The 23887-nt window shown below is 74.5% G+C and carries 17 protein-coding genes and 2 pseudogenes; 5 read left to right on the forward strand and 14 right to left on the reverse strand.

The window, feature by feature from the left end; genetic code table 11:
• A pseudogene (locus tag VR45_RS45660) lies at positions 1-100 on the forward strand (repressor LexA); the annotation flags it as partial.
• 174 nt (positions 101-274) lie between these two features.
• Here the strand turns inward: VR45_RS45660 and VR45_RS16540 are convergent.
• The 5 genes from VR45_RS16540 to VR45_RS48655 all read right to left on the reverse strand — a co-directional run bounded on the left by VR45_RS16540 (position 275) and on the right by VR45_RS48655 (position 8176).
• Positions 275-2407 (reverse strand): ATP-dependent DNA helicase, encoded by a 2133-nt coding sequence (locus tag VR45_RS16540; RefSeq protein ID WP_078896575.1) that lies wholly within the window; start codon positions 2405-2407, stop codon positions 275-277.
• A 12-nt stretch (positions 2408-2419) separates the two neighbouring features.
• The gene (locus tag VR45_RS16545; protein ID WP_045940529.1) at positions 2420-4246 is read right to left on the reverse strand and encodes an IucA/IucC family siderophore biosynthesis protein; all 1827 of its coding nucleotides are present in this window, start codon (positions 4244-4246) and stop codon (positions 2420-2422) included.
• Complete coding sequence (locus VR45_RS16550) at positions 4224-5696, reverse strand: SidA/IucD/PvdA family monooxygenase (RefSeq protein ID WP_078896576.1); 1473 nt, start codon at positions 5694-5696, stop codon at positions 4224-4226. Before VR45_RS16550 ends, VR45_RS16545 begins: the two co-directional genes overlap by 23 nt.
• Positions 5697-5711: 15 nt before the next feature.
• Positions 5712-6326, reverse strand: a complete 615-nt coding sequence (locus VR45_RS48650; protein ID WP_045940530.1) for a GNAT family N-acetyltransferase — start codon at positions 6324-6326, stop codon at positions 5712-5714.
• Entirely contained in the window at positions 6323-8176 is a 1854-nt protein-coding gene (locus VR45_RS48655; RefSeq protein ID WP_045940531.1) for an IucA/IucC family protein, read from the reverse strand. The genes VR45_RS48650 and VR45_RS48655 overlap by 4 nt, the downstream gene beginning before the upstream one ends.
• 331 nt (positions 8177-8507) lie before the next feature.
• Between VR45_RS48655 and VR45_RS16565 the strand changes: the two genes are divergently transcribed.
• Positions 8508-9695: a trypsin-like peptidase domain-containing protein gene (locus VR45_RS16565; protein WP_045940532.1), complete on the forward strand. Its 1188-nt coding sequence runs from the start codon at positions 8508-8510 to the stop codon at positions 9693-9695.
• Between the two features lie 65 nt (positions 9696-9760).
• On the opposite strand, the gene hflX is transcribed toward VR45_RS16565, so the two are convergent.
• The 5 genes and pseudogenes from hflX to miaA form a co-directional block, all read right to left on the reverse strand.
• Positions 9761-11269: a GTPase HflX gene (hflX, locus tag VR45_RS16570; RefSeq protein ID WP_045940533.1), complete on the reverse strand. Its 1509-nt coding sequence runs from the start codon at positions 11267-11269 to the stop codon at positions 9761-9763.
• A gap of 107 nt (positions 11270-11376) precedes the next feature.
• Positions 11377-13657: pseudogene (locus VR45_RS16575) on the reverse strand (HD domain-containing protein).
• 214 nt (positions 13658-13871) lie between these two features.
• The gene (dapF, locus tag VR45_RS16580) at positions 13872-14783 is read right to left on the reverse strand and encodes a diaminopimelate epimerase (RefSeq protein ID WP_045940534.1); all 912 of its coding nucleotides are present in this window, start codon (positions 14781-14783) and stop codon (positions 13872-13874) included.
• Positions 14784-14850: 67 nt separating this feature from the next.
• Entirely contained in the window at positions 14851-15399 is a 549-nt protein-coding gene (locus VR45_RS16585) for a hypothetical protein (RefSeq protein ID WP_053645404.1), read from the reverse strand.
• Positions 15400-15626: 227 nt separating this feature from the next.
• Complete coding sequence (gene miaA, locus VR45_RS16590; RefSeq protein ID WP_045940535.1) at positions 15627-16586, reverse strand: tRNA (adenosine(37)-N6)-dimethylallyltransferase MiaA; 960 nt, start codon at positions 16584-16586, stop codon at positions 15627-15629.
• Between the two features lie 137 nt (positions 16587-16723).
• Here miaA and VR45_RS16595 point away from each other — a divergent pair, with 137 nt between their 5' ends.
• Positions 16724-17047, forward strand: coding sequence for an antitoxin (locus VR45_RS16595; protein WP_045940536.1), 324 nt, complete (start codon positions 16724-16726; stop codon positions 17045-17047).
• A gap of 33 nt (positions 17048-17080) precedes the next feature.
• Here VR45_RS16595 and VR45_RS16600 read toward each other — a convergent pair whose 3' ends face one another.
• Positions 17081-17755 carry a class III extradiol dioxygenase subunit B-like domain-containing protein gene (locus tag VR45_RS16600; protein ID WP_045940543.1) on the reverse strand — a complete coding sequence of 225 codons (675 nt, stop codon included), beginning with the start codon at positions 17753-17755 and terminating at the stop codon, positions 17081-17083.
• Positions 17756-17880: 125 nt separating this feature from the next.
• Positions 17881-19383: a tRNA (N6-isopentenyl adenosine(37)-C2)-methylthiotransferase MiaB gene (gene miaB / locus VR45_RS16605; protein WP_078896578.1), complete on the reverse strand. Its 1503-nt coding sequence runs from the start codon at positions 19381-19383 to the stop codon at positions 17881-17883.
• A gap of 85 nt (positions 19384-19468) precedes the next feature.
• Here miaB and VR45_RS16610 point away from each other — a divergent pair, with 85 nt between their 5' ends.
• Positions 19469-20476 carry a TAXI family TRAP transporter solute-binding subunit gene (locus tag VR45_RS16610; protein WP_078896579.1) on the forward strand — a complete coding sequence of 336 codons (1008 nt, stop codon included), beginning with the start codon at positions 19469-19471 and terminating at the stop codon, positions 20474-20476.
• A gap of 22 nt (positions 20477-20498) precedes the next feature.
• On the opposite strand, the gene VR45_RS16615 is transcribed toward VR45_RS16610, so the two are convergent.
• Positions 20499-21938: a HAMP domain-containing sensor histidine kinase gene (locus tag VR45_RS16615; protein ID WP_045940537.1), complete on the reverse strand. Its 1440-nt coding sequence runs from the start codon at positions 21936-21938 to the stop codon at positions 20499-20501.
• A gap of 6 nt (positions 21939-21944) precedes the next feature.
• Positions 21945-22697: a response regulator transcription factor gene (locus VR45_RS16620; protein ID WP_045940538.1), complete on the reverse strand. Its 753-nt coding sequence runs from the start codon at positions 22695-22697 to the stop codon at positions 21945-21947.
• Between the two features lie 414 nt (positions 22698-23111).
• Between VR45_RS16620 and VR45_RS16625 the strand changes: the two genes are divergently transcribed.
• The gene (locus VR45_RS16625; RefSeq protein WP_045940539.1) at positions 23112-23885 is read left to right on the forward strand and encodes an amino acid ABC transporter ATP-binding protein; all 774 of its coding nucleotides are present in this window, start codon (positions 23112-23114) and stop codon (positions 23883-23885) included.
• The last annotated feature ends 2 nt before the right edge of the window (positions 23886-23887 follow it).

Genomic DNA, 23887 nt, shown 5'->3' on the forward strand with positions numbered 1-23887 from the left:
CCGGATCTGGCTGATGCCGCACAACCCCGCGTACGAGCCGATCAACGGCGACAACGCGACCATCCTGGGCAAGGTCGTGGCCGTCCTCCGCCGGCTCTGACCGCACCGGCTCCGCCCGTACCGGAGGCCGGAAGCACCCGGCAGGCAGGAGCCGTCACCCCCGCCGGACCCACAGGAAGGGGCTCCCCGCACAACCGCGTGGAGCCCCTCCGGCCTGTCCCGGTCCCTCCTCGGCCCTGATTCGGCCCTGCCTCAGCCTCGCCTCGGCCCTGCCTCAGCCCCGCTTCGGCACCGGCCGGACCGGCGCCGCCGAGTCGTCGATCGCCGCCAGCGAGCGGCGCACCTGGTTGCGGTCCGTCGTGTACCAGAACTCCGGCATCGAGGACCGGAAGAAGCCGCCGTATCGCTTGGTCTCCACTCGCGGGTCGAGCACCGCCACCACACCCCGGTCCTCCGCCGCACGCACCAGCCGGCCCGCGCCCTGCGCCATCAGCAGCGCCGCGTGGGTCGCCGCGACGGCCATGAAGCCGTTCCCGCCGCGCTGTTCGACGTCCTTCTGCCGGGCACTCATCAGCGGGTCGTCCGGCCTCGGGAACGGGATCCGGTCCATCACCACCAGCTGGCAGGCCGAGCCGGGCACGTCCACGCCCTGCCAGAGCGACAGGGTGCCGAACAGGCAGGTGGTCGCGTCCGAGGCGAACTCGCGGATCAACTCGCCCAGGGTGTCCTCGCCCTGGAGCAGGATCCGCTGGTCCAGCCGCTCCCGCATCGCCTCGGCGGCCGTCTGCGCCCCGCGCATCGAGGAGAACAGCCCCAGCGTCCGCCCGCCGGCCGCGCCGATCAGATCGGCCAACTCGTCGAGCATGTCCGGCCGTTCGGGATCGCGCCCGGGATCGGCCAGATGCCTGGCGACGTAGAGGATGCCCTGCTTGGGGTACTTGAACGGCGAGCCGACGTCGATCCCCCGCCAGTGCGGCACCGGCTCGTCGCCCATGCCCTCCCCCGCCGCCTCCGGGTTGTCGCCGGGCGTGCGGACGTCCGGCAGCCGGGCGTCGGACGGCAGGCCCACCGAGGCGGCCACGCCGTTGAAGTCCCCGCCGAGCTTGAGGGTGGCCGAGGTGAGCACCACCGCGCGCTCCTTGTACAGCCCCTCCCGCAGCAGCCCGGAGACGCTCAGCGGGGCGACCCGCAGCGAGGCGGTACCGAGCCCGTAGCGGTCGCTGCGCTCGATCCAGACCACGTCGTACTCGGAGTCCTGGAGCAGCCGGTCGGCGGTCTCGTGCAGGGACTCGGCGGCGGCCATCGCCTGCTTGCGCACGGCGTCCTCGTCGCTGAGCCCCTTGTCCCTGGTCTCGCCGAGCGAGCTGATCACCTGCCGGGAGGCGTCCCGGATCGCCGTCACGGCGTAGGCGAGGTACTCGGGCAGCTCCTCCACCCGGCCGGGCTGGGCGGTCTCCATCAGGCCGTGGTAGTTCTCGGCGGCGGCCTGCAGCGCGTCCACGGCCTTCTCGTTGGCGAGCCGGGCGGCCCGCTTGACCGTCCGGTTCACCGCGCCGACGGTCAGCTCGGCGGTGGCCGCCCCGGTGACCCGGTTGACCAGCTCGTGCGCCTCGTCGATGATCAGCAGCCCGTGCTCGGGCAGCACCGGTGCGCCCTCGATCGCGTCGATCGCGAGCATCGCGTGGTTGGTGACGACGACGTCGGCGAGCTTGGCCCGCTCCCGTGCCTTCTCCGCGAAGCACTCCTGGCCGTACGCGCAGCGGGTCGCGCCCAGGCACTCCTTGGACGTGACCGCGAGCTGGGCCCAGGCCCGGTCGGAGACGCCGGGGGTCATGTCGTCCCGGTCGCCGGTCTCCGTCTCGTCCGCCCAGTCGCGCAGCCGGAGCACCTCCTTGCCGAGCTTGCCGGCGGGCCCGCCCAGCGCCTCGACCGGGTCGAACAGGCCCTCGCCCTCGTCGCTCGGGGTGCCCTCGTTGGCCCGGTGCAGGCACAGGTAGTTGGAGCGGCCCTTGAGCATCGCGAACAGCGGACGGCGCCGCAGCACCGGGTGCAGCGCCTCCACGGTGCGCGGCAGGTCCCGCTCGACCAGCTGGCGCTGGAGCGCCAGGGTCGCGGTGGCGACCACCACGCGGTCCCCGTGGGCGAGCGCCGGCACCAGGTAGGCGAGGGACTTGCCGGTGCCGGTGCCGGCCTGCACCAACAGGTGCTCACCGTGGTCGACGGCGTCCGCGACGGCCTCGGCCATCCGGAGCTGTCCGGGGCGCTCGACGCCGCCGACGGAGGCCACCGCGGCGTGCAGCAGCTCGGGGACACGGGAGCGGGGGACGGCCTCCGCCGGGGCGTCCGCGACGCTCCCGGCCTCGTCGGCGTCCTCGGCGGGGAGCTGGGATTCGGAGTCGTTCGTCATGACCCTCCCAGCCTACGGGGCAGGGGTGACAATCCGGTCCCGCCGGCGGGGCACCCGGCCCGTACCGTCCGCGGCGAGCGGGTTGGGCACGGTGCCGTGCCGGGCCGCGTGCGGGCGGTGCGGGCGGTCGCCGTAACCGTCCAGCAGCAGCCGGTTGCGGTTCAGGCAGAGCCGGTCGATCCGCGGCCGGAACAGGTCGAACAGCGCGAACCGCTCGGCCAGTTCCGGGAACCGCGCCTGGTAGCGGTGGATCTCGGCGCGCAGCAGCGCCCAGAACTCCTCCTCGGCGAGGCCGGTCCCGCTCTCCAGCAGCGGTGCCAGATAGCGGTACACGCCGATGAACAGCCCGGAGTGCAGGAACTGGCACAGGCCCTGCGGGTCCTCGCGCAGCAGTACCGCGTCCACCTCGGCGGGCAGGTCGCGCAGTTCCGGCAGGTCCTGGTCGCTGAGGTTGACGTCGTCGACGAAGTCCTTGACCGCCAGCCGGACCGGTACGTCCCGCTCGTCGAAGACCAGGACGGCGTTCTCGCCGTGCGGGGAGAACACCAGCCCGTACCGGTAGAGGAAGTGCAGCAGCGGCGGCAGCATCGCGGCGAACAGCCGGCCGGTCCACTCGGCGGGGGCGAGCCCGGAGCGGGCGATCAGCTCGGCGGCCAGCGGCCGTCCGTCGCGTCCGGTCTGGAGCAGGGCGGCCAGGGTGCGGCCGCGCTCGCCGGGCGCCAGCGCCGGGCCGAGCGGCTCCCGCCAGATCGCGCCGAGCAGCTCCTTGTACTGGTAGGGGGCCTCCGGCAGGTCGCGGTAGACCGGGTGGTCGACGGTGACCGAGGCGATCTCGCCGAGCAGCACCACCCGGCACTCCTCGCGGAGGAAGGGGTCGGCGTCGCGCAGCCCGTGGATCCAGGCGGTGACGGCGGGCGCGGCCAGGGTGCGTTCGGTGGGCAGGCCGCGCCAGACCAGGGTGTTGAGGACGGCCAGCGGCAGTTTGACCGTGCAGCGCTCGGGGCGGCTCTCGTTGAAGAACGAGCGGATCGACTGCTGGGGCAGCCGGAGGTCGCCGTCGGTGCCGAGCGGCACGATCTCGCCGGAGGCGATCCACGGGGCGAACAGCGGCACCACGGTCTCGTCCCACTGCCACGGGTGCACCGGCAGCAGCAGGTAGTCGTCGGCGGCGGCGCCGAGCGGGGCGCGGAGCGCGGCCGGGTCGTCGAGCTCCCGGCGGTACAGCCGCTCGGGGTCGGTGAGGCCGGCCACGCCGCGGTACTCGGCGAGCCGGCGGTGCACGGCGATCCAGGGCAGCGGGCGCGGGGTGCGGGCCTCGGGGGCCCAGCGCGCGGCGTCGGCGGCGGAGAAGCCGATCCGGCCCTTGTTGGGGACGATCCACGGGTGGCCGCCCTGCCGGCCCTCCAGTTCGGTGTGGCCGAGGTCGGCGAGTTCGGCGGCGGTGAGGCCGGTGGCCAGCAGGTGGGCGTCGGCGATCAGGGTCGCGGTGAGCTCGCGCAGCAGGTGGCCGGTGGTGTCGCCGCGCAGCCCGAGGGCGTGCCGGGCGTGGACCAGGAAGCGCAGCGGGTCGAGGCCCTCGGGGTCGTCGCAGTGGACGGAGCCGGGGTCGACGAGCCAGCTCTCGTAGGCGCCGCGCCGGGCGGTGAAGCGGTACTCGGCCCCGGGCAGGGCGAGCGTCCAGCCGTCCGGTGCCCCGGTCCCGGTCGGGGCGAGGAGTTCCTCGTAGGCGAACTCGCCGAGCATCTTGGCGAGCAGCGCGCGGCCGGCCCGCTGCCAATGGCCGGCGGTGAGCTGCGGCGGCAGGTACAGCGGCGGTTCAGCGGCCGGCGGTTGCGGCACGGGTCGGCTCCTGGGGTCGGGGGAGGCTGGAAGCGGGAACAGAGAAGGTGGTGGCGGCCTCGGGGGCCGGGGCGGCCGCCGGGGCGGTACCGAGNGCAGGGGGGGTGGGGGCGGGGAGCGGGGTCGTCGGGGCGGGCGGCGCGAAGCCGGTCCAGGCGGTCCGCCGGGGCAGCCGGTGCACGGTCCGCCCGGTGACGGCGTTGAGGATCACCGCGGCCCGGTGGGCGCCGAGTCCCAAGTCGGGGGTGCCCACCCCGTGGGTGTGCAGCTCGCCGTTCTGCACGTACAGCCCGCCGGTGAGCTCCGGCCGGGTGGCCACCCGGTGGTCGAGGTCGACCCGGTAGCGGCCGGCCGGGTCGCGGTCGATCAGATGGGCGAGCGGTTCCAGGGCGGCCGGGCCGGCCGCCCGGTAGCCGGTGGCGAGCACCACGGCGTCGGTGCGCAGCAGGTGCGCGCTGCCGGAGTCGGTGTGCCGGCAATCGAGTTCGAGCCCGCCGCAGGGGCCGGGCCGGGCCTCGGTGACGGCGGTGCCGGGCGTGATCTCGACCGGTGCCGCGCCGACCGGCCGGCCGACGGTGCGTTCGTACAGCTGGTCGTGGATCTCGGCGAGGGTCTCGGCGGAGGCGGCCTTGTGCAGCTGCCACTGGGTCTCGACCAGGCGGTCGCGGACGGCCTCGGGCAGGCCGTGGAAGTACCGGGTGTAGTCGGGGGTGAAGTGCTCCAGGCCGAGTTTGGAGTACTCCATCGGCGCGAGCGCCCGGGTCCGGGTGAGCCAGCGCAGTCGCACGCCGTCGCCGTCGTGGCGGCGCAGCAGGTCGAGGAAGATCTCGGCGCCGGACTGCCCGCTGCCGACCACGGTGATGTCCCGGGCGCCGGCCAGCCCGTCGCGCCGGTCGAGGTAGTCGGCGGAGTGGAAGACCGCCGGGTGGCCGTCGAGCGCGGCGAAGGCCGCGGGGCGGACGGGCAGGGTGCCGACGCCGAGCACGACGTTGCGCGCCTCGACGGTGCACTCCCGTCCGGTGGCGGGTTCGCGCAGCTCGGCGCGGTAGCGGTCGCCGGTCCAGTGCAGGGCGGTGACCTCGGTGCCGAAGCGGCAGTTGGCGAGCCGTTCGGCGGCCCAGCGGCAGTAGTGGTCGTACTCGCGGCGGGTGAGCTGGAAGCGCTCGGTGAAGTAGAACGGGAACAGCCGGTCCTCCTCCCGCAGGTGGTTGAGGAAGGACCAGGGGCTGGTCGGGTCGACCAGGGACACCAGGTCGGCGAGGAACGGCACCTGCATCCGCGCGCCCTCGACGAGCATCCCGGGGTGCCAGCGGAACTCCGGTCGCCGGTCGCAGAAGAGGGTGCGCAGCCCGGGGACGGGCTCGGCGAGCGCGGCGAGCGAGAGGTTGAACGGGCCGATGCCGATGCCGAGCAGGTCGTACGGTCCGGGCGGGGGGGCTGGGGTGTCCATGAGGCGGGTGCTGTCCTAGGCGGGGTGCGGGGTGCGGTCGCGGACCATCAGGGCGGCCTGCTTGTCGGGCAGGTCGAGTTCGGCGGCGAGTCGGAAGCCGGCCCGCCGGAAGGCGCGGACGGAGCGCCGGTTGCGGACGTCCGGCTCGGCGACCACCCGTTCGCAGTGCGGGCGCTCCCGCAGCAGGCGCTCGGCCAGGGCCGCGAGCAGGGCGGTGCCGAGGCCCCGGCCGCGGCTGGCGGCGGGCCCGAGCAGCAGGTGCAGTCCGGCGTCGTGCGGCCGGGCCGGGTAGTGCGCGGCGAGCGGGTCGAGGTCGGCGCGGTAGACCTCCCAGTAGCTCATCGGGGTGTCGTCGAGCAGTCCGAGGCAGGGCAGGCTGCGGCCGTCGCCGTCGAGCTGGCGGCGCAGGTGCCCTTCGGTGACGGCGGACGGGCCGGCGAGTTCCCAGAACGCGGCCACCTCGGGGTCGTTCATCCAGCGGGTGAGCAGGCCGAGGTCAGCGGGGAGCCGGGCCCGGCGAAGCCGGAACTCCCCGGCGGCGGTGGCCATCACGCCCCACCCCGCCGGATCGTCCACCGGACCGCCGACGCCGGGGCCACCGTCCAACAGCCGGTCCACCGGCCCGCTCACGCGCCCGCCACCGGGTTGGGCAGCTCGATGTAGACGGACTGGGTGGCGACCGGCCCCACCAGCTCGTCCAGGCCCTGGATCCGGGTGAGCAGATTGGCCTTGCAGGGCAGGGTCGGGGCGTCGAGCAGCAGGCCCGGCAGCGTGGAGCCGGTGGCCCGGGCGGCGGGCCCGGCCAGGAAGCGCCGGAGCGCGGCCAGCAGCACGGTCTCGTCGGCGAGCCGCTGCGAGCCGAGGGCACCGACCAGGCCGAGGACGTGGTTGATGCCCAGGTAGTAGGCGAAGTGGTGGTCGATCACCGGATCGTCGAGGAAGGTGTCGCTGCGCGCGCCGAGGCCGGGCAGCCGGGCGGTGAGCCGGTCGGTGGCGCTGTGCCGGTAGTAGTAGCCCTGGTTGTCGCGGTAGCGGCCGCCGTTCGGCCAGCCGTCGGCGTCGAGCAGGACGAGGCTGTTCTGCTGGTGGGCCTCCAGCGCGATGCCGGCCTGTCCGTCCAGCCAGAGCACGGGCAGGACGACGGCGTCCAGGTAGCGCAGGAACCATTCGGCGGCCACCGTGGGCAGCGGCCGGCCGGTGCGGGCCGCGAGCGTCCGCAGCAGGTCGCCGAGCCGGGACGTGACGCGGCCGGCCTCCTCGCCGGCCCCCGCCGGGTGCGGCCGCTCGGCGACCAGCCCGGCCACGCAGTGGGCGCGGTCGCCGGGGGCGAACGGCTGGGCGCGCAGCACGGTGTCCAGGCCGCCGGGGTCGCCGAGGCCGGGGTGGTCGACGCCGATCCAGGCGGGGTCGCGGACGATGTCGAAGCCGGGGTGGGCGGCCCGCCACTCGGCGCCGAGGCCGCTCTCCAGCAGCCGGTGCATCTCCAGGCCCCGGTGGAGCTCCTTGCGGAGGTTCTCCCGGCGGGAGTTGGTGATCCGCAGGCCGAGCGAGAGCTTCAGCATCCAGGGGGTGCCGGGCCGGTAGACGGTGCGCACCGAGGAGGTCGGGTACCAGGCGGCGCCGGACGGACCGAGGTCGTGCAGCCGGCCCTCGGCGAGCAGGGCGGCGACGGCCGGGCGGTGGGCCAGTTCGCGGGCCTGCCAGGGGTGCAGCGGCAGGGCGGCGGTGCCGGGCGGCAGCAGGGCGGGGTCTCCGAGGAGCTGGGCGGTGATCCGGTCGGCGCCCTCGGTGAGGGCGGAGCCGGCCGCGAGCAGCTCGCGGTCGACGGCGTACCAGTGCAGTTGGAAGGAGCCGTGCAGTTCGGGCGAGTAAGCGGCGCTCTGGGCGGGGCCGAGGCCGTCGCGGCTCTTGGGGGTGGGGTGCAGCGGGTGGCCGAGCAGCAGGGACTGCTCGGTGGCGAGGAACTCGGAGCGCTCGGGCCCGCCGGGCGCCGGGGCGGTGCCGGAGCGGTGGTGGGCCAGGATGTCGGCGGTGCGGACCACCGAGTCGGCGACCCGGGCGGCGAGGTCGGCGATCTGCCCGGGGTCGGGCCGGTCGGCGGCCGCGGCGGCGAGCAGGGCGGCGGCGGTGACGGCGTCCACCGGGGCCTCGTGGAGGTCCGGGCCGGCCCCGAGGGTGGCCGGGCCGAACCGGTGCCAGCCGGCCGGCGACCAGTGCCGGACGGGGGCGGAGAGCCGGGCGGCGCCGCCGAGGACGGCGATCCGCAGGTGTCCGTCCGGGCCGGGCGCGGCGCCGGTCTCTCGGGCCCAGCAGCGCAACAGGGCTTCCACGGCGGCCTGTTCGGCGGCAACGGCCGGGTCCGGGTGGAGCAGCCGGTCGGACGGGACCGGGGCGGCGGCGGGAACGGTGGCGGCGGTGGCGGCGGGACCGGGACGGCCGGCCTGGATGTCGGGCGGGGCTCCGGTGAGGGCGGTGCTCAATGCTGCTCCTTGGTGCGCGTGGAGTGCCGACGCGCGTGGGGTGGAGAGAAATCCGGCGGGCGCTCGCACCGTCGCGTCAGGTAAGGGTTACCTATCCCTGACGGTTGATCACAAGGGCGCTTCACTCGTCCGGGTGAAGACCGGTGAAGGTTCACCTTTCGGCAGGGAGCTGGGCCCCCAGTGCCAACGAGCCGGCGGCTCCCGCGTCACAGATCGGTGACCGCCGCCCGGGGCCGCAACCGGGGGCCGCCCGGGGCCGTCCTGGTGGCCAGTGGCAGACTCCAGGACGGCGGCCCGCCGCCCACACCGAACCACCAGGGGGACAGCACTCATGCCAGCGATCCACCGGTCAGCCGCGGCCGCGGTCCTCGCCGCGGGGACCCTGTTCGCCGTCACCGCCTGCGGCCCCGACGGGCCTTCGGGCGGCGGGGGAACCGCCGCCCCGCCGCCCTCGCCGGGCACCACCGCCTCCGCCAGCGCCGCGGGGGGCGGCAGTGGCGCGATCGGCGGCATCACCCTGCCCACCGGCATCCCGACCAGCCTGCTGGAGGGACTGCCGAAGAGCTGGGACGACCTGACCCGGTGGAAGTTCGAGGACTGGGACAACTGGGCGTCCAAGCACGTCTTCAACAACCCGATCGTCAAGGACTTCTGGAACCCGGACAAGATGGGCGACTCCAAGCCGGCCGACCCGGCGCCGCCCACCGCCAAGCCCGCCGCCGACGACGGGGTCACCGACCCGGAGCCCGCGGTGGTCAAGGCCGTGCCGGTGCCGCGTCCGTACACCAAGCAGCCGTCCGGGAAGGTCTTCTTCTCCGCCGAGGGCGGCCGGGGCAACTGCTCGGCCACCGTGGTCCAGGACCCGGCGCACCCGGGCAAGAGCAACCTGGTCTGGACGGCCGGCCACTGCGTCCACCCGGGCAAGGGCGGCAACTACTTCAAGGACCTGGTGTTCGTCCCCGCCTACAACAACTCGGGCGCCTCCAGCGGTGGCAAGAAGGCCCCGCTGGCCGAACTGGCCCCGCTCGGCACCTGGTGGGCCAAGGACGTGGTGACCTCGCCGCAGTGGCTGGTCGAGGGCGGCGGCACCGGTGACGCGGCGAACCAGTACGACTTCGCGATCATGCGGGTGAGCAACCAGAACGACAGCGGCAAGTCGCTGGAGGAAACGGTCGGCGGGGCCGTCCCGGTCTGGTTCGACGCCCCGCGCGACAAGGTCACCGCCACCGCCGTCGGCTACCCGCTGTACAAGCCGTTCGACGGCCAGGAGCTGTACAAGTGCGAGGGCGGGAAGCCGACCCGGCTCTCCTTCGACCCGAAGCGCCCGTCGATGCTCACCATCGGCTGCAACATGACCCAGGGCTCCAGCGGCGGCGGCTGGTTCGCGCCGATGCCGGACGGCAAGCTCGCGCTGGTCTCCAACACCTCGATCGGCACCCAGGACCACACCTCGCTCAGCGGGCCGTACCTGGAGACGGTCGCCAAGCAGGCGCTGGACTGGATCGCCAAGAAGAAGTAGCCGGACACGCCGACGGCCCCGGTCCCTCCCGTGAGGAGGGACCGGGGCCGTTCGCGCGGTCCGGATCAGCCCTGCGGCGTCAGCGCCACCGCGAAGGGCTCCAGCTCGGCGGCCAGCTCGGCCGGCACCTTGGCGTGCAGCAGGGTGCCCTCGCCGGTGTGCTCGGCGCCGAGCAGCTCGCCCTCGGCGTGCACCCGGGACACCAGCGCGCCCTGGGTGTACGGGACGAGCGCGTGCACCTCGACCGCCGGCCGCGGCAGCTCGTCGTCGATGAGCGCGAGCAGCTCCTCGATGCCGACGCCGGTGCGGGCCGACACCACGATGGCGTGCGGCTCGCGGCGCAGCAGCCGCTGCAGCACCAGCGGGTCGGCCGCGTCGGCCTTGTTGATCACCACGATCTCCGGCACGTTCTGCGCGTCGACCGAGACGACCACCTCGCGGACGGCGGCCAGCTGCGTCTCCGGCTCGGGGTGCGAGCCGTCCACCACGTGCAGGATGAGGTCGGCGTCGGCGACCTCCTCCATGGTGGAGCGGAACGCCTCGACCAGGTGGTGCGGCAGGTGCCGGACGAAGCCGACGGTATCGGCCAGGGTGTAGACCCGGCCGCTCGGCGTCTGCGCCCGGCGCACGGTCGGGTCGAGGGTGGCGAACAGCGAGTTCTCCACCAGCACGCCCGCACCGGTGAGCCGGTTGAGCAGCGAGGACTTGCCGGCGTTGGTGTAGCCGGCGATGGCCACGGACGGCACCTGGTGGCGCTTGCGCTCCTGGCGCTTGGTGTCGCGGCCCTTCTTCATGTCGGCGATCTCCTTGCGGAGCTTCGACATCTTCTCCCGGATCCGGCGCCGGTCGGTCTCGATCTTGGTCTCACCGGGACCACGGGTGGCCATGCCGCCGCCGGACGAGCCGGAGCCGCCACCACCCATCTGCCGGGAGAGCGACTGGCCCCAGCCGCGCAGTCGCGGCAGCATGTACTGCATCTGCGCGAGCGAGACCTGCGCCTTGCCCTCGCGGGACTTGGCGTGCTGGGCGAAGATGTCCAGGATCAGGGCCGTCCGGTCGACGACCTTGACCTTGACCACGTCCTCCAGGTGGATCAGCTGGCCCGGGGTGAGCTCACCGTCGCAGACCACGGTGTCGGCGCCGCTGGCGGCGACGATGTCGCGCAGGTCCTTGGCCTTGCCGGAGCCGATGTAGGTGGCCGCGTCGGGCTTGTCACGGCGCTGGATCACGCCGTCCAGCACCTCGGAGCCGGCCGTCTCGGCCAGCGCGGCGAGCTCGGCCATCGAGTTCTCCGCCTCCTCCAGGGTGCCGTCGGTCCAGACCCCGACGAGCACCACGCGCTCCAGGCGGAGCTGGCGGTACTCGACCTCGGTGACGTCCTCGAGCTCGGTGGAGAGACCGGCGACACGACGGAGCGCGGCGCGCTCGCTGCGGTCGTACTGGTCGCCGTCGTAGTGGTGGCCGTGGTCCTCGTCGATGGCCGCGAGGTCCTCGTCCATAAGGGCTTCCGCCCGCAGACCGTCGATGCGGCGCGTGGCGTCGGTCTGGTCGCGGGTGTCGAACGTGGAGGTCATTCTGTCCTTCGGCTGCTGGAACGGGTGGCCTGTGCGCGACCGTACGGACGGTCGTGCCGGGAGTCTGCCCAGCTGCCGCCCCGACTACCACTCGGGCGAGGTGCGAGCTACCCCTCGGGGCCGCGGTTCGGACTGGGACTCCTCTGCCCCGAGAACGCCGCGGTCCGGCCGTGAATTCCCCATGATGGTCGCACGCCGGGCGCGGGCGGGTCATCCGCATTTCCCTCCGGCGCCGCCGGGTCGCCCGCCGGGCGGACCGCCGCGCCGGGCGGGGCGGCCGGGGCCCGGCCGGGACCGCCGCCGGGCGGGGCGTGCGGCCGCTCGACGTCGTACACCCCGGAGACCCGCAGCATGGCCCGCAGCACCGCGGCCAGCGCGGCCGGGTCCGGCAGCTCGACGGTGTAGGTGTGCCGGACCCGCAGCTCCTGCGGCGGTTCGACCTCGGCCGAGACGATGCCGACGCCCTCCCCCGAGATCGCGGCGGTGAGGTCGGCGAGCAGCCGGGGCCNGCACCGGGGTGCAGCAGCGGGCCAGCCGGACGGGCGCGCCCGGGCGCTCGGCCGCGGTGACCGGGACGGCGGGCCGGCCGGCGGCGACGGGGTGGGCGGGCGGCGCGGGCTGGCTCGGCGAGGGGCCGGTGCGGACCACCGGGCGGCGGGGCGGGTGGTCGGCCAGCCAGCGTTCGATGGCGATCCTGGCGGCCGGGGTGCGGGCGTGCGCGAGCCATTCGGGGGCGGGGCCGGAGGGCTCGGACCGGCGCCGGCCGGCCGGGGCGGCGGCGCGCCCGGCTCCCCCGGAGCCGTCGGGGCCGTCGGGGCCGTCCGCCCCGTGGGGGCCGTCGGGCGCGTCCGAGCCGTCGGTGAGGATGGCCACCCGGTCGCCGTCCTGGAGCACGGTGGAGAGCGCCACCAGCCGTCCGTTCACCCGCGCCCCGATACATCGGTGCCCGGTCTCCTCGCCCAGCAGATAGGCGGCGTCCACGCAGGTCGCCCCGGCCCGGAGCTGAAGCGTTTCGCCGAGCTCGGTGACCGCGGTGATCTCGCGGTCACCGGCGAGGTCGGCGGTGAGGGCGGACCAGAAGGCGTCCGGGTCCGGGGTCTCCTGCTGCCACTCCAGCAGCCGGGAGAGCCAGCCCGGCCGGGCCGGGTCGGTGCGGTCCAGCTCGTCCGGGGCCTGCTCGCCGCCGCGCGCGGGCTGCCGGGGGTCGCCGAGCGCCACCACCCCGGTCTCGGCGACCTCGTGCATCCGGCGGGTGCGCACCAGCACCTCGACCACCTCGCCGCCCGCCAGCGCCACCGCGGTGTGCAGCGACTGGTAGAGGTTGAACTTGGGCGCGGCCACGAAATCCTTGAACTCGCCCGGCAGCGGCGTCCAGCAGGTGTGCAGCTCGCCGAGCACGGCGTAGCAGTCGGCGTTCTCCTCGACCACCACCAGCAGCCGCCCGAAGTCGGCCGGCTGCGGCTCCTGCGGCCGGCCGTCCCGCCCCGGGGCGGCGTCCCGCTTGAGCAGCACCCGGTGCAGCGAGACGCAGTGCCGGGGCCGGACGGTCACCTCGGCGGCGACCCCGGCCTCGGCGAGCTGACGGCCCAGCACCCCGGCGAACGGCGCCAGCAGGGTGTCGGGGCCGTCCTCGTGCCGGGCCAGCAGGGCACGGGTGCGGGCGTGCTCCTCCGGGTGCAGGGTGGCGAAGACGATGTCCTCCAGCTCCGCCTTGAGCACCTGGATGCCGAGCCGCTCGGCGAGCGGGATCAGCACGTCCCGGGTGACCTTGGCGATCCGCACTTGGGAGGCCGGCTTCATGTGCCGGATGGTCCGCATGTTGTGCAGCCGGTCGGCCAGCTTGATCACCATCACCCGGACGTCGTCCCCGGTGGCGACCAGCATCTTGCGGAAGGTCTCCGCCTCCGCCGCCGCCCCGAAGTCGACCTTCTCCAGTTTGGTCACCCCGTCGACCAGGTAGGCGACTTCGGGGCCGAACCCCTCGGCGACCTGGTCCAGCGTCAACTCGGTGTCCTCCACGGTGTCGTGGAGCAGCGAGGCGACCAAGGTGGTGGTGCCGGCGCCGAGTTGGGCCAGGATCATGGTGACGGCCAGCGGATGGGTGATGTACGGCTCGCCGCTCTTCCGCTTCTGGCCCCGGTGGCTCTCCTCCGCCAGCCGGTAGGCACGGCCGAGGAGGCCGAGGTCGGCCTGCGGATGGTGCCGCCGGTGGGCCTGCACCAGCGGTTCGAGGGCGTCGGGCACCGGCGGGCGGCCGGTGGCCAGCAGCGCGGCGCGCCCGGCGCGTCCGAGCGCGGCCCGGCCCAGTCCGCCGAGCGGCCGTCTGGGCCCGGCTTGCCGTGCGGACGTCGGCTGCCCCGCCAGGGGCTGCCCGGCTTCGATGGTCATCGGCACCTCCGGCAGCGGTACCGGGGGCGTGGGCCGACCCGGTGGTCCATGCTACCGAGCAGAGCACGTTCCGCGATGCCCCGCTTCCCGTCCGTCATACCTGTCACTCGAACGGGGGGATTCGATCCCATACGAATTGGGCAAACGCGATCGTCGACGAAAGGGCGGCCCGGAGAACGCTCCCCGGGCCGCGCGCACCGCTCATGAGGGACGGTCAGACGCCGCCGAGCAGCGCCGTCCAGGACGGGTCCAGTTCGCCGCGGGCGACGATGACCGCCGGGCCGGTCTTCTCCACCCGGCCGTCCGGGTGCTCGGTGATCGTCAGCCGGCCGCCCAGCACGTCGACCGCGTAGGTCACGGCCGCACCGGTGACCGCCGGGTCCAGGCCGTCCCGCCGGGCGGCGGCCACCGCGACGGCGCAGGCGCCGGTACCGCAGGAGAGGGTCTCGCCGGAGCCGCGCTCGTGCACCCGCATCGCGACGTGCCGGGGCCCCCGGTCCACCACGAACTCGACGTTGACGCCCTCCGGGTACGCGCCCTCGGGACTGGTCGCCGGCGCCGTCCGCAGCTCGCCGGCGTGGTCCAGGCTCTCGACGAAGGCGACCGCGTGCGGATTGCCCATGTTGACGTTCAGGGCCGGCCAGCTGCGCCCGCCGACCGCCACCGCGATGCCGTCCGGTCCGGGCAGTGCGGCGCGGCCCATGTCCACGGTGATCTCCCCGGGCGTGCCGTCGGCGGCGTCCGCCGCGACCCGCACGGTCCGCAGCCCGGCCCGGGTGGCCACCGGAAGCTCGCCCGGCTCGGCGAGCCCGGCCTCGACCAGGTAGCGGGCGAAGACCCGGACGCCGTTGCCGCACATCTCGCCGATCGAACCGTCCGCGTTGCGGTAGTCCATGAACCACTCGGCGCGGTCGGCCTGGTCGGCGGCCGCCGGGTCGGCGGCGGAGCGCACCACGCGCAGCAGCCCGTCCCCGCCGATGCCGGCGCGGCGGTCGCACAGCGCGGCGACGACCTCGGGACCGATGGTCAGCCGGCCGTCCGGGTCGGGGACGATGACGAAGTCGTTCTGGGTGCCGTGCCCCTTGAGGAAGGGGAGGCCGACGGGCTGCGCGGAGGTTGCGGTCACCCTTCCGATGGTACCGAGGCGCTCCGGACCCCTGCCCTCCGGTTCCAGCCCGCGGACCGCGTGCCGCCTAGCGTCCGGAGAGCCGGACGACCCGCCACAGGGCCAGCGCGCAGGCGGCCAGCACGATCAGCGTGTAGATCACGATCGCCCGCCACCCGGCCCGCTCGCCGGTGCCGCGGCGCGGCAGGCCGGGCCACTTGTAACCGGCGTGCCGGGCGGCCATCGCCCCCCAGCCGAGCGAGGCGGCGGTCAGCAGCAGACCGAGCATCCCGATCATCGCCGAGCCGGCCCCGGCCGAGCCGAAGGCCAGCGGGAAGGCGAACATCAGCGATCCGGCGGTGGCCAGCAGGGCTATCGGCAGGGTCTGCCACCAGCGGAGCCGGCGGCGCGGCCGGATCTCCCGCTCGTGCACCGCGCCGGCGGGGGCGCTGGTGTCGAGCGCCGGCAGCGCGAGGGCGTACGAGGTGGGCATGTCCAGTCCGGCCAGCACCGGCAGGTCCGGCAGCGTCGAGGAGTCGAGGTCGGCGGTCTGCGCCGTGGCACTGCCGCCGACGGTCCCGCCGTTCACGGAACGTCCGGCGCTCTGGCCGGTTTCGGGGCCGGTACCCGTGGACACGCGGCCTCCCCTGACAGTTCGACACGAGTGCGACTCGCGGCCTGGCCCGATCGGCCCGCCCGGGCCGACCCTTATGACCTCGATGATGGCATGTCCAGGGTGGCGTTCCGGGCCTGACCGGGGTCGTCGGGTGATCCGTGGCCATCACGTGATCCGGTCGTGACCGCCGGGCTGTGCTGCACGGCCCTCTGCCCGCGCAACTGCACCGCCGGATGGCCGGAAACCGCCTATCGGGCGGCCGTTTCCTGACGATCGATCAGCCCCAGCGAACGGTCGAGCAGCTCGGCCGGGTCGGTGCCGGCCGGTCGGGAGAGCCAGTGGATCCGGTCGTCCCGGCGGAACCAGGACTCCTGCCGGCGGGCGAACCGCTTGGTCGCCCGGACGGTCTCGGCCCGCGCCTCGTCCTCGGTGCAGGTCCCGGCGAAGTGGTCCAGCACCTGCTGGTAGCCGAGCGCCCGGGAGGCCGTCCGCCCCTCGCGCAGCCCGAGCCCCTCCAGGGTCCGCACCTCGTCCAGCAGCCCGTCCCGCCACATCCGGTCCACCCGCAGGGTGATCCGCTCGTCCAGTTCGGGACGCGGCACCGCGACGCCGATCTGCACCGCGTCGTACACGGCGGTGTTGCTCGGCAGGTTCGCGGTGAACGGCTGCCCGGTGATCTCGATGACCTCCAGCGCCCGGACGATCCGCCGGCCGTTGCTGGTGAGGATCGCCTCGGCCGCCGCCGGGTCCAGCGCGGCCAGCCGGCCGTGCAGCGCGTACGGGCCGAGCTGCTCCAGTTCCGCCTCCAGCCGGGCCCGGACCTCCGGGTCGGTGCCCGGGAACTCCATCTCGTCGATCGCCGCCCGCACGTAGAGGCCGGAGCCGCCCACCAGGACGGGGGTGCGGCCGACCGCGAGCAGCCGGTCGATCTCGGCCCGGGCCAGCCGCTGGTACTCGGCGACGCTGGCGGCCTCGGTGACGTCCCAGATGTCCATCAGACGGTGCGGGATCCCACCGCGCTCCGCCGCGGTGAGCTTGGCGGTGCCGATGTCCATGCCCCGGTAGAGCTGCATGGAGTCGGTGTTGATCACTTCGCCGTCGAGGGCGCGGGCCAGGGCCACGGCCAGGTCGGACTTGCCGGCGGCGGTCGCGCCGACGACCGAGACGACACGGGGGCGGCTGGGCCGGACAGTAGTGGAGCTGCTCACCGGACAAGTCTGCCAAAGAACGGCGGCCGACCGGCCCGCCCCCCGTTCCCGTCCGTTTTCGGCCTTCTCGTCCCGTTGCGAACGGTTCGGGCGTGACGGACGTTGTGAGAGAGAAAGCGACAGAAGGGTGAGGCGCCATGGGTCTGATGGACAACCTCAAGGGCAAGGCCGGGGAGCTCAAGGAGAAGGCCAGCGAGTTCGCCGGCAAGCACAGCGACCAGATCGGGAGCGCGGTGGACAAGGCGGGCGGCGCGATCGACAAGGCCACCAAGGGCAAGTACAGCGAGAAGATCGAACACGGCACCAGCAAGGCCAGGACCGCCGTGGACGACTTCGCCCACAAGCCCGAGGGCACGGGGGGCGCCGGAGGTGCCGGGGGTCCCGACACCGCCCCGGGCGGCCCGGCCGGCGGCACGCCCGGCCCCGGCCCGACCGGCGGCACGCCCGGCCCGACCGGCTGACCGCTCGACCGGCCGGCCGGGCCCTGCCGGGGCTCAGCTCCAGGAGGCGACCAGGTACCCGACCCCGTACGGCGCGTCCTGGTAGCCCAGCCGCGCGGTGAGGCCGGCGCCCTCGGCGGCGCCGGCCAGCACCTGCCAGGGCGCCCGGCCCTCGGCCTTCAGCTCGGCCGCCAGGCCCGGGTCCAGCGCCTGTCTCGCCCGGGCGAGCGCCGCGTCGTAGCCCTCGGCCCGCTCGTCCAGGTAGCCGGGCGCCTTCAGTGAGCGGCAGGCGCTGCCGTCGCCCATCACCAGCAGCCCGACCCGGTCGGCCAGCCCGGCCAGGCCCTGGCCCAGCCCGAGCATCCGGTCGGCGGGCGCGTCGGCGGGCACCGCGCAGGCGTGCGTCGGCAGGGTCGCCCCGGCCCGGCCGAGCAGCCAGGCGCCGACGGTCAGCGCGGGCGACAGCTCGGGGCCCTCGGCCCGGCCGCCCGGCAGCGCGGCCACCAGCGGCACGCCGTACCGGTGGAAGGACCCGGCCCCGCCCTCGGTCCAGACCTCGGCCTCCGGCCCGGTGCCGACGACCACGAGCAGGTCAGGACCGGCGGCGAGCACCGCCCCGAGCGCCTCGTCGCAGGCCGCGCGCAGCGGATCCAGCTCGGCCGAGGCCCCGGCGGCGACCTCGGGGACCAGCAGCGGCGGACAGGGACACACGGCGGCGGCAACCAGCATGTGGATCACTCTAGCCAAGAACGCCGAACGGCCCGGGGGGACCGTGCGGTCCCCCCGGGCCGTTCGAAGACCGGGCGCGGGCCCGACGACCCTCCGGTCGGATCGGTGCCGGGCCGGTGCCGGGGTCAGTCCCCGCAGCAGGCGCCCCCGGCCGGGGCGGCGAGCGGCAGCGCCTTCGGGGCGCCGATCGACGGCAGCCCCAGCATCACACCGGCCGGCTTGGCCGCGGCCACGCCCTTGCGCTTCTCCCAGGCGTCGCCGGCCCGGGTGCGCCGCACCGCGAGCGTCGGCCCCTCGGCCAGCAGGTGGTGCGGGGCGGCGTAGGTGATCTCCACGGTGACCGTGTCGCCCGGGCGGACCGGCTCGGCGGGCCGGGTGAAGTGCACCAGCCGGTTGTCCGGGGCACGGCCGGAGAGCCGGTCGGTCCGGTCGTCCTTCTTGCCCTCGCCCTCGGCGACCAGGACCTCCAGGGTGCGGCCGACCTGCTTCTTGTTCTCGTCCCAGGAGATCTCCTCCTGGAGCGCGATCAGCCGGTCGTAGCGGGCCTGGACGACCGCCTTCGGGACCTGCTCGTCCATCTCGGCGGCCGGGGTGCCCGGGCGCTTGGAGTACTGGAAGGTGAAGGCGTTGGTGAAGCGGGCCTCGCGGACGACCTTCATGGTCTCCTCGAAGTCCTCCTCGGTCTCGCCGGGGAAGCCCACGATGATGTCGGTGGAGATGGCCGCGTCCGGCATCGCCTCCCGCACCTTGCGGATGATGCCCAGGAAGCGGTCCTGCCGGTAGGAGCGGCGCATCGCCTTGAGGACCCGGTCCGAGCCGGACTGCAGCGGCATGTGCAGCTGGTGCATCACGTTCGGGGTCTCGGCCATCGCGGCGATCACGTCGTCCGTGAAGTCGCGCGGGTGCGGCGAGGTGAAGCGGATCCGCTCCAGGCCCTCGATCTGCCCGGCGGCGCGCAGCAGCTTGGAGAACGCCTCGCGGTCGCCCAGGTCGGAGCCGTAGGCGTTGACGTTCTGGCCGAGCAGGGTCACCTCGATGACACCCTCGCCGACCAGCGCCTCGATCTCGGCGAGGACGTCGCCGGGCCGGCGGTCCTCCTCCTTGCCGCGCAGCGCGGGGACGATGCAGAAGGTGCAGGTGTTGTTGCAGCCGACCGAGATCGCGACCCAGGCGGCGTACGCGGACTCCCGGCGGGTGGGCAGGGTGGAGGGGAAGGTCTCCAGCGACTCCAGGATCTCGACCTGGGCCTTGCGCTCGACCGCGGCCCGCTCCAGCAGGGCCGGCAGGTGGCCGATGTTGTGGGTGCCGAACACCACGTCGACCCAGGGGGCCTTGGCGACGATGGTGTCGCGGTCCTTCTGGGCCAGGCAGCCGCCGACGGCGATCTGCATGCCCTTGTGACGGGTCTTGACCGGGGCCAGCTGTCCGAGGTTGCCGTACAGCTTGTTGTCCGCGTTCTCCCGCACCGCGCAGGTGTTGAAGACCACCAGGTCGGGGTCACCCTCCTGGCCCGCCTTGACGTACCCGGCGTCCTCCAGCAACCCGGAGAGCCGCTCCGAGTCGTGGACGTTCATCTGGCAGCCGTACGTGACGACCTTGTAGCTCTTCGATCCGCTGTCACCGCTCACCCGACCAGGGTACGGGCAGCTCCCCCGGTCCTTCCGCCCTCCTTCCCCCCTCCCGTTCGCCGCGGGCGCCTGGCACTATCCCTCCATGGCCTCCAGCACCTCCTCCCGACTTCGCACCGCGGCCCGCCGACCGCTGTGGCGGATCGTGGCGGCGCTCGTCCTGGTGCTGGCCGGGCTCGGCGGCTGGTGGCTGTCGGAGAACCGCACCCCCGGCTACCCGCGCGGCGAGACCCGGCTGGCCACCGGCGTCCAGCGCGGGGTCTACGACCGGTACGGGCAGCTGCTGGACGCCCACCTGGCCAGGGCGATGCCCGGGGTCCGGCTGGAGCTCGACAACTCCGAGGGCTCGATCGACAACCTCCGCCGGGTCACCTCCGGCCGGGACGACTTCGCGATAGCCACCGCGGACGCCGTGGCCCAGTACACCGGCCCCGGCCGGGAGAAGCTGCGGGCCATCGCCCGGCTCTACGACGACTACCTCCAGCTGATCGTGCCGGCCGGCTCCCCGGTGCACCGGGCCTCCGACCTCAAGGGCCTGCGGGTCGGCGTCGGCCAGCCGCTCTCGGGCGTCAACCTGGTGACCCGGCGGCTGCTGGCCGCGGCCGGACTGGACCCGGAGCACGACATCACCCCGGCCCCACTGGGCATCGGCGACGCCGCCGACGGGCTGCGGCGCGGCGAACTGGACGCCTTCTTCTGGTCCGGCGGCCTGCCGACCAGCGCGCTCACCGACCTGTCCGAGCACGTCCGGATCCGGATCGTGCCGCTGGGCGACCTCGCCGAGGCGGTCCACAAGATCGAGGGCGGCGGCACCGACGCCTACCGGGCGGCCACCATGCCCAAGGGCACCTACCCCAACGCCGAGCCCCAGGACGCGGTCGCCACCGTCGCCGTGCCCAACCTGCTGATCACCCGCGCCGACGTGGACGACGACCTGGTCCAGGGCATCACCCGCGCCGTGATCGACAGCCGCGACCAGATCGGCGCCCAGGTCCACGCCGCCCAGCTGGTCGACCTCCGCACCGCCGTCTACACCGACCCGCTCCCCCTGCACGAGGGCGCCGCCCGCTACTACCGCTCGGTCAAGCCCTGACCCTCGGGTCGAGCCCCGACCCTCAGCGGCGCTTGTCGGCGGCGCGGGGGACGGCCAGGGTGACTGCGAGGCCGTGCGGGACGGCGGTGCCGAAGGTGAGGGAGCCGCCGGCGGCCTGGAGCAGGGTGGTGGCGATCGACAGGCCGAGGCCCGAGCCGTCCACGTTCTGGTGCCGGGTGCTGCGCCAGAAGCGGTCGCCGGCCCGGGCCAGCTCCTCCTCGGTGAGGCCGGGGCCCTGGTCCGAGACGGTCACCGCGACCTCCTCGCGGCGCACCGCGACCAGCACCCGCACCCGGCTGCCGGGCGGGCCGAACTTCAGCGCGTTGTCGACCACCGCGTCCAGCGCGCTGCCGAAGCCGATCGGGTCGGCCAGGCCGAGCGCCAGCGCCGGGCCCTCCCAGACCAGCTCGATCCCGCGCTGACCGGCCAGCGGACGCCAGGCGTCCACCCGGGCCAGGGTGAGGACGGCCAGGTCGGTGGGCTCCGGCTCGGGGCGGGCGTGCTCGGCGGTGGCCAGTCCGAGCAGGTCGTCCAGCACCCGGGCCAGCCTGACACCCTCCTCACGGACCCCGCCGAGCTCCTCGTCGTGGCCCTCGGGCAGCTCCAGGCCCAGCACCTCGACCCGCAGCAGCAGCGCCGCCAGCGGGTTGCGCAGCTGGTGCGAGGCGTCGGCGACGAAGGCCTTCTGCTGGTCCAGGGCGAGCACCACGTGGTCGGCCATCTCGTTGAACGAGCGGGCGAGCCGCTGCAGCTCGGGCGGTCCGCCGCCGGGCGCCACCCGGGCGTTCATCCGGCCGGTGGCGATGTCGTGGGTGGCCCGGTCCAGGGTGCGGACCGGGCGCAGCACCCACTCGGTCAGCCGGGCCGCGAGCAGCACCGCGACGATCATCGCGACGGCCTCGCCGGCCCCGATCACCAGCCACTGGCGCAGCACCCGGGTGCGCAGCGCGCCGGTCGGGGAGTCGCTGAGCACCACCGCGACCACGTCGCCGTCGCGGACCACCGGGGTGGCGACGGTGAGCGTCCGGTCCGGGGTCCACGGCCAGACCTGCGGCGGGTTGTGGCTGCGCCGGCCGTCGAGCGCCTCCTGGAAAGCCTGGTCGGCCCAGCCGCTGGCGGGCACCCGCCAGTCGGCCGGGGCCACCGCGATCGGTACGCCGTCGCGCTGGAAGATGCCGATCCGCACCCCGTACAGCTCGTGGTAGCGCACCACCTCGGCGTCCAGCGCGTGGCGGCGGCTGAGGTCGCCGGGGGCGGGCTGGGGGTCGCCCTTGAGCGCCGATTCGAGGCCGGAGACGCCGGAGGTCGGCAGGTCCTGGGCGAACCGGGCGGCGTCGTCCAGGCGGTCGACCACCACCCGGCTCTGCTCGGCGGCGGCGAACGCCGCGGCGAGCGGCATCCCGAGCGCGGCGAGCACACAGAGCATCAGCGCGATCAGGATGCCGAGGAGGCGGGTGCGCACGTGCGGTCAGTGCTCCGCGCGGGCCGGGGGCGGGCTGCCGGCGGGCGCCGGGCACTCCGGGATCAGCCGGTAGCCCACGCCCCGGACGGCCTCGACCAGGCCGGGCAGGGCGAGCTTGGTGCGCAGCGAGCCGATGTGCACCTCCAGGGTGCGGCCGTTGCCCTCCCAGCCGCTGCGCCAGACCTCGCTGAAGATCTGCTCGCGGCGGTAGACCACGCCGGGGCTCTGGGCGAGCAGCGCCAGCAGGTCGAACTCCTTGCGGGTGAGCGGCACGTCCCGGCCGTCGACGCTGACCCGGCGGCGCTCGCGGTCGATCACGATGCCGCGGGACTCCAGCGGGCCGCGCTGGCGCGGGACGGTGTCCGGGGCGGGTGCGGCGACGGTGGCGGGCGCGGCGCCGCGGCGGGCGACGGCGTGGATCCGGGCGAGCAGCTCGCCCATGTCGTAGGGCTTGGTGACGTAGTCGTCGGCGCCGAGGTTGAGGCCGTGGATCCGGGAGCGTATGTCGGCCCGCGCGGTCACCATGATCACCGGTACGCCGCTGCCGGCCCGGATCCGGCTGCAGACCTCGAAGCCGTCCCGGTCGGGCAGCCCGAGGTCGAGCAGGACCACCCGGTACGGCTCGTTGCCGTCCGGCACCAGGGCGTCCAGGGCCTCGTGGCCGCTGCGGGCGTGCCGGACCTGGAAGCCGTGCCGGCCCAGGACCGCGACCAGCGCGGCGGCCACGCGTTCGTCGTCCTCGACGAGCAGCAGTCGCATGGTTCTCCTCCTCTCCCGGACGGTTTCCCGGGGGGGTGTCCCTCGGTCGCCGTGCGGTCGTCACGGCCCCTGCCGGGCAGGTCCCGGTTCTGCGCAGTATGGGCCAGCGGACGCCCGGACGCCAGGCTCGGCCGGCGGCCGCCCACGGCCGCCGGGGCTCCGCGATCACGCCCGCCGCGGCCTCCGGACGCTGTCACTGTGCCCTCGGCGGGCCTTTGTGAACAGCGTTCGTCCGGCGTGTGGCCGGATCGTGATCCTCAAATTCCACTCAGATCGGCTGACGTGGCGCCGTCAGGGCTCCTATGGTCGGCCCACCGAGGGTCGCGGCTCCGCCGGCTGCGACCCTCGGATTCCTACCACCATTGCCGCCCAAGGGAGTTCGCACCCACGGGCCGACCCGAGGGAGCAGGCCCGATGAGCACGAGCCTCGACCAGGACTCCCGCGCCGACGCCGCTCCCCTGGTGGTCCTGCGCAACGTCAACAAGCACTTCGGTGCGCTGCACGTCCTCCAGGACATCGATCTGGAGATCAAGCAGGGCGAGGTGGTCGTACTGATCGGCCCCTCCGGCTCCGGCAAGTCCACTCTGTGCCGGACGATCAACCGGCTGGAGACCGTCGACTCCGGGACGATCACCATCGACGGCCGCCCGCTGCCCGCCGAGGGCCGGGAGCTGGCCCGGCTGCGGGCCGAGGTCGGCATGGTCTTCCAGAGCTTCAACCTGTTCGCCCACAAGACCGTGCTGGAGAACGTGGTCCTCGGCCAGGTGAAGGTCCGCGGCATCGCCAAGGACCAGGCCGTGCGGACCGCCAAGGAACTGCTGGAGCGGGTCGGCGTCGGCGCCCAGGCGTCGAAGTACCCCGCCCAGCTGTCCGGCGGCCAGCAGCAGCGCGTCGCGATCGCCCGGGCGCTGGCGATGAACCCCAAGGTGATGCTCTTCGACGAGCCCACCTCGGCGCTCGACCCCGAGATGATCAACGAGGTGCTGGAGGTCATGCGCCAGCTGGCCGCCGACGGCATGACGATGGTCGTCGTCACCCACGAGATGGGCTTCGCCCGCTCCGCCGCCAACCGGGTGCTGTTCATGGCGGACGGCCGGATCGTCGAGCAGAACACCCCCGAGGCGTTCTTCACGGCACCGCGCTCCGAGCGCGCCAAGGACTTCCTCTCCAAGATCCTGCACCACTGATT

The organism is Streptomyces sp. NRRL S-495 (assembly GCF_000966955.1).
Taxonomy (GTDB): Bacteria; Actinomycetota; Actinomycetes; order Streptomycetales; family Streptomycetaceae; genus Kitasatospora; species Kitasatospora purpeofusca.

Coding starts and splice junctions, on each gene's coding strand:
- VR45_RS16540 (WP_078896575.1), bottom strand. CDS start 2,407: ATGACGAACGACTCCGAATCCCAGCTCCCCGCCGAGGACGCCGACGAG.
- VR45_RS16565 (WP_045940532.1), top strand. CDS start 8,508: ATGCCAGCGATCCACCGGTCAGCCGCGGCCGCGGTCCTCGCCGCGGGG.
- hflX (WP_045940533.1), bottom strand. CDS start 11,269: ATGACCTCCACGTTCGACACCCGCGACCAGACCGACGCCACGCGCCGC.
- VR45_RS16595 (WP_045940536.1), top strand. CDS start 16,724: ATGGGTCTGATGGACAACCTCAAGGGCAAGGCCGGGGAGCTCAAGGAG.
- VR45_RS16600 (WP_045940543.1), bottom strand. CDS start 17,755: ATGCTGGTTGCCGCCGCCGTGTGTCCCTGTCCGCCGCTGCTGGTCCCC.
- VR45_RS16610 (WP_078896579.1), top strand. CDS start 19,469: ATGGCCTCCAGCACCTCCTCCCGACTTCGCACCGCGGCCCGCCGACCG.
- VR45_RS16620 (WP_045940538.1), bottom strand. CDS start 22,697: ATGCGACTGCTGCTCGTCGAGGACGACGAACGCGTGGCCGCCGCGCTG.
- VR45_RS16625 (WP_045940539.1), top strand. CDS start 23,112: ATGAGCACGAGCCTCGACCAGGACTCCCGCGCCGACGCCGCTCCCCTG.